The 4,232-nt window shown below is 55.2% G+C and carries 6 protein-coding genes; 2 read left to right on the top strand and 4 right to left on the bottom strand.

Annotation, left to right across the window (positions count from 1 at the left end):
• The 4 genes from P8Z34_17190 to P8Z34_17205 all read right to left on the bottom strand — a co-directional run.
• Nucleotides 1-374: Rieske 2Fe-2S domain-containing protein (locus P8Z34_17190; protein MEJ2552409.1), on the bottom strand; the 374-nt coding region annotated here is incomplete at its 3' end.
• A 52-nt stretch (nucleotides 375-426) separates the two neighbouring features.
• Nucleotides 427-828 carry a hypothetical protein gene (locus P8Z34_17195; protein MEJ2552410.1) on the bottom strand — a complete coding sequence of 134 codons (402 nt, stop codon included), beginning with the start codon at nucleotides 826-828 and terminating at the stop codon, nucleotides 427-429.
• 88 nt (nucleotides 829-916) lie between these two features.
• The gene (locus tag P8Z34_17200) at nucleotides 917-1,747 is read right to left on the bottom strand and encodes a cytochrome b N-terminal domain-containing protein (protein MEJ2552411.1); all 831 of its coding nucleotides are present in this window, start codon (nucleotides 1,745-1,747) and stop codon (nucleotides 917-919) included.
• A gap of 255 nt (nucleotides 1,748-2,002) precedes the next feature.
• Nucleotides 2,003-2,854 (bottom strand): MFS transporter, encoded by an 852-nt coding sequence (locus P8Z34_17205; GenBank protein ID MEJ2552412.1) that lies wholly within the window; start codon nucleotides 2,852-2,854, stop codon nucleotides 2,003-2,005.
• Between P8Z34_17205 and P8Z34_17210 the strand changes: the two genes are divergently transcribed.
• Together P8Z34_17210 and P8Z34_17215 are read left to right on the top strand one after the other, a co-directional pair.
• Nucleotides 2,853-3,248 (top strand): hypothetical protein, encoded by a 396-nt coding sequence (locus tag P8Z34_17210; GenBank protein ID MEJ2552413.1) that lies wholly within the window; start codon nucleotides 2,853-2,855, stop codon nucleotides 3,246-3,248. The genes P8Z34_17205 and P8Z34_17210 overlap by 2 nt on opposite strands.
• A 54-nt stretch (nucleotides 3,249-3,302) precedes the next feature.
• On the top strand, nucleotides 3,303-4,232 hold a 930-nt coding region (locus P8Z34_17215; protein MEJ2552414.1), incomplete at its 3' end, for an endo alpha-1,4 polygalactosaminidase.

A 4,232-nucleotide genomic window follows, 5' to 3' on the forward strand; every position in this document is an offset into this window, starting at 1 on the left:
CCGGAGATCACGGTGCCGTCGCGGGGATCGAAGTATCCGTCGTGGCAGGGACATTCGATTCGGCCGCTTTCGGGATTCCATTTAACGATACAGGCGAAATGCGTGCACACCGCGGAGTAAGCTACGATGCCTCGATCGGGGACGTTGATCACCAGAGCCGGATAACGCCCGAATGGGATGGTCACGGCTTCGCCAGGTGCGATCGAACCGACACCGCCAATGGCTTTCGGTTCGGAAGGGATTTCTTCCAGTTCTGTGGGCCAGAAATAGGCCACAACCGGCGCCAGCAGCGCGCTGAGGCCCGTGGCGACGAACACGCGGTTGAGCAGTTTGAGGAAGCTGCGTCGGGTCAACGATGGCTTTTCAGCGGTCATGTTCTTCTCCAGGGCATACTTTCCTAACGGCTCGTTATCCATACGTCTGCGATCAACTAAACTCGCCGATCAGTGTGAGAGCGACCACTGCGGCGATGATTAGAACCGCCAATATAAATCGATTCCGGCGAGCGGGCTTGCTGTCGGCTTTATGATCGATGAACGGCCAGAGTGCAAGGATGAAAACCGCTGCGAAGGGCAGGAGTGCCCCGGTGCTCTTGGGTACGTACTTCAGGATTTGGTACAGGAACAAGAAGTACCACTCCGGCTTCGTGTGTGCGGGCGTGTTCATCGGGTCGGCGGGATCGCCCAAGCCGACGGGTGAATGTAGCGCATAGATGCCGATGCCGATCACGATGAACAGGATCAATACTGCGACCCGGGCTTCGGTAAGCAGATGGTTCGGGAAAAACGGGATCGTCTTCTCTTCTTGGGGGACTTCGTTGTCTGTCATACGCTCTCCCATATCCTGAAGTACGTACCCAAGAGCACCGGGGCACTCCTGCCCTTCGCAGCGGTTTTCATCCTTGCACTCTGGCCGTTCATCGATCATAAAGCCGACAGCAAGCCCCGGTGCCAACGGTCGTCGCCCAAAAGGCCCGCTGATCCCAGGGCAGCAGATAACCGGTGAAGCCGAATCCGAGGGTGAGCACGAAGAGAAAAATACCGGTGACCCAGTTCAACTCGCGCGGGGGTTTGAAGGCGCCGGTGATGAAGACACGCAGTAGATGGGCAACGACCATGATGATGGTTCCGTTGGCGGCCCAATGATGAATGGCGCGGATCGCGGAGCCAAAGCGGACTTCATTTTCGATGAATTGAATGCTGGCGTAGGCTTCGTCCGGAGTGGGTTTGTAATACATAGCGAGCAGCACACCCGTGATACCCTGTATCGCCAGGAGCATGAACGTGATTCCACCCAGGCAGTACATCCAGCGCGTGGCGAAGATGGGGACCGGTTTCGAGAGCATCTTGCGCAGCGGTTCGATGATATGGAAACGCTCGTCGATCCATTCAGCAGCCCGGGTCGTGAGAGGTATCCAGGGTCTGCGGGTGACCCAGGCGCTTCCCATGCGGTAGGAGCCGTAAACGAAAACCACACCCATAACGGAAAAGACCAGCCAGCGCCATGCCGGGGTCCAAATATTTTCGATCGACCCGGCCAGATGGCAGTGCTGACAGGTGTCTTCCTCGGGTGCCGGCGGAACGGCTTCGTGCACGAGTGTCAGTTCGGTGTCTGATGTTGCGGGAGTTACGGGGGTTGGATCGAACAGTGCGGCGGCTGCTTTTTTCGGAGCCAGGATGACGACAAAGGAGACGATCGCGACGAGAAGCATGACTCCGACGGCGATGCGGCGTCGATTCTGTGCCATTACCCCTCCTTGGATGTGGGTAAGACGCACTCGGACTTCACGGCGGACGTTATCTTACATCATCGGCGGGTTTTCTGCCCAAATACAGGTACAGAATATGTGACCTTTTAGATGAAAGATAGTGAATTGTTTCATGTTGCACGGAGAAAATCATCATTCATGCTGCGGGTATCACTGGAAAACGTGCATCCGCAGCGATAATGAAAAGGTGTGTATCCAAAATACTGAGATCTGATTATGAAGATTATTAGTAAATCAGGCAGTTGACGGTTCCGATTCGGGGAGCGTTTCTTCACCGCGCTGCAGTAAAACGAAGATGGTGGTGGCCAGCATTCCAACGATTCCTGCACCAAACCAAACCCAATGCGGATCTCCGTAATCCATGATTAATCCCGCCAGTAGGGGGCCGATCGCAAACGGAATTGCCCAACTCAAGCCGAAAACTGCCATGTAGCGACCGCGCATGTCCTCCGGAGCGATCCTCGCTACGAGCGCTTGCGACACGGGCACCTGCAGCATTTCACCGACCGTGATGATGACCATGGCGAGTAAGAACAAACTATAGTTCGAAACCCAACCATACATGGCGAACCCGATCGAATAGAGCACGCTGCCTACCGCCAGAATGATCATGGGTGGATATTTCGTGATACGACGTGTGATGGCGAATTGGAATATCACCACCATTGCTGCATTCAGACTCAAAATATATCCAAAACCCTGTTCGGGTACTGAATGGATATCACGCAGGTAGACACCGAGGGTGCTGTTCATTTGGGAATAGACGATCACCATTAAGATCGAGGCGCCAATAAACACCATGAAGAAACGATCTCGTATCACTTTACCGTATCCGGCAAAGGTCACGAGCATACTCTCTTTTGTCTCTCCTGCCGGACCTACCGGACGTGTCTCGGGGAGAATCAGGAAGATAATGACGGCGGTTATTATGCTGGTTACAGCGTCGGAGATGAATAGCAGCATGTAGGATTGGGCAGCCAACAGGCCACCGATGGCCGGACCGATCGTTACCGCCAGGTTCAAAGTCACGCGCAGGATTCCAAATCCGTCCGCCCGTTGTTCTTCCGGAAGCAGGTCTGCGACCATGGCTTGTCGAGCAGGACCACCCACATCGGATAGCAGTCCGATAATAACAGCACCCGGATGCGCCTCCGAACGTGCTGCCGATCATGCCGGAAACTGTAAAAATCAAGAAAATCAGACCAACGGTTGTCATCCCGATGTTGAATTTACTCGTGAGGTAGAGCGTGAAGAATGGGAAAAGCAGCGCCCCGCCAACGTGATCGATAAAGGAGGCGCCGACGAGCGTCCAGAAGTTCCTGGGATATTCATCTACGATTGCAGTCAGACGGCGAAATGGTCGCATGAGTGCTTGGTTTTCTCCGTTAGGGAAAAAATCCACCCTGATGAGTTGACTACCAACAGCACGACGACAGAAACGGGCTTGGCCAGGTATGGAATTATACCAATCAATATCTGAGTTTCTCCACGACTTGCGTGAACTTCCCGGATTGTGTATCAAAGGCAGGTGACCGTGAAAACGTTTCGAACTCGCTGCCCCTATCCCTTCCTGATCGTTGCCCTTTTCTTGGCCGTAGTAGTCGGCTGTTCGCAGGGAGGAGATTTGACGCATCCCGTTACGCTGTTCACTCCCAATGAAGTGATTAAAGCTAGAACCACGACCCGTCCATCGCAGACGACAGTTTCGCCGGGTGAAGAGATCGGATTGGCGGCCGTGAAGCATTGGCTCTATTTGCTCGACAGCGAACTCGATGCGGACCTTCTGCAGCAGATTGCCGCGTCCCGGTACGACATGGTGGTGCTCGATTACGTCCCCTCCGAGATCGATCGCGAGGACTTTCCTATGGCGCAGGTGATCGAACGCCTGCATGGTGCTTCGCATCCGAAGCTGGTGCTCGCCTACATCGACATCGCCGAAGCGGAATCCTTCCGCACGTATTGGAATGATGATTGGCGGATTGGCGATCCGGATTGGATTCTCGGGGACGATCCGGATGGTTGGGCGGACGACTTCCCGGTGGCCTTCTGGCATGACGAATGGCAATCGATCTGGATGGGGGAAGACGGACTATTGCGTCAGATTCTCGACATGGGCTACGATGGTGTGTATCTGGATTGGGTGGCGGCGTACGAAGACGAACTCGTGACAGAAGCTGCCCTTCGTGCTGGGGTGGACGCAAGATCCGAAATGATCGCCTGGGTCGGTTCGATCGGCGCAGCAATTCGGCAGGTTTGTGAGCGCTGTGTGATCGTGGCGCAAAATCCGGCAGACCTTGTCGCAGATGAAGAGTTCCGCCGGAGCATCGATGCCGTCGCCCAGGAGCACGTGTGGTTCGATGGCGGCGTTGATAACCGGCCGCAGGGGGATTGTCCACTGCCGCGCACGGCGGACGAAATCGATACGCGTGCCTATCGGGAAAGTCTGTCAACTGCGTGCCGCCGG

Source organism: Anaerolineales bacterium, assembly GCA_037382465.1.
Taxonomy (GTDB): domain Bacteria; phylum Chloroflexota; class Anaerolineae; order Anaerolineales; family E44-bin32; genus WVZH01.

What these genes read in the sequence shown, in the direction of transcription:
- P8Z34_17200 (MEJ2552411.1), bottom strand. Translation starts at nt 1,747, where the DNA reads ATGGCACAGAATCGACGCCGCATCGCCGTCGGAGTCATGCTTCTCGTC.
- P8Z34_17205 (MEJ2552412.1), bottom strand. Translation starts at nt 2,854, where the DNA reads ATGGTCGCAGACCTGCTTCCGGAAGAACAACGGGCGGACGGATTTGGA.
- P8Z34_17210 (MEJ2552413.1), top strand. Translation starts at nt 2,853, where the DNA reads ATGGCTTGTCGAGCAGGACCACCCACATCGGATAGCAGTCCGATAATA.
- P8Z34_17195 (MEJ2552410.1), bottom strand. Translation starts at nt 828, where the DNA reads ATGACAGACAACGAAGTCCCCCAAGAAGAGAAGACGATCCCGTTTTTC.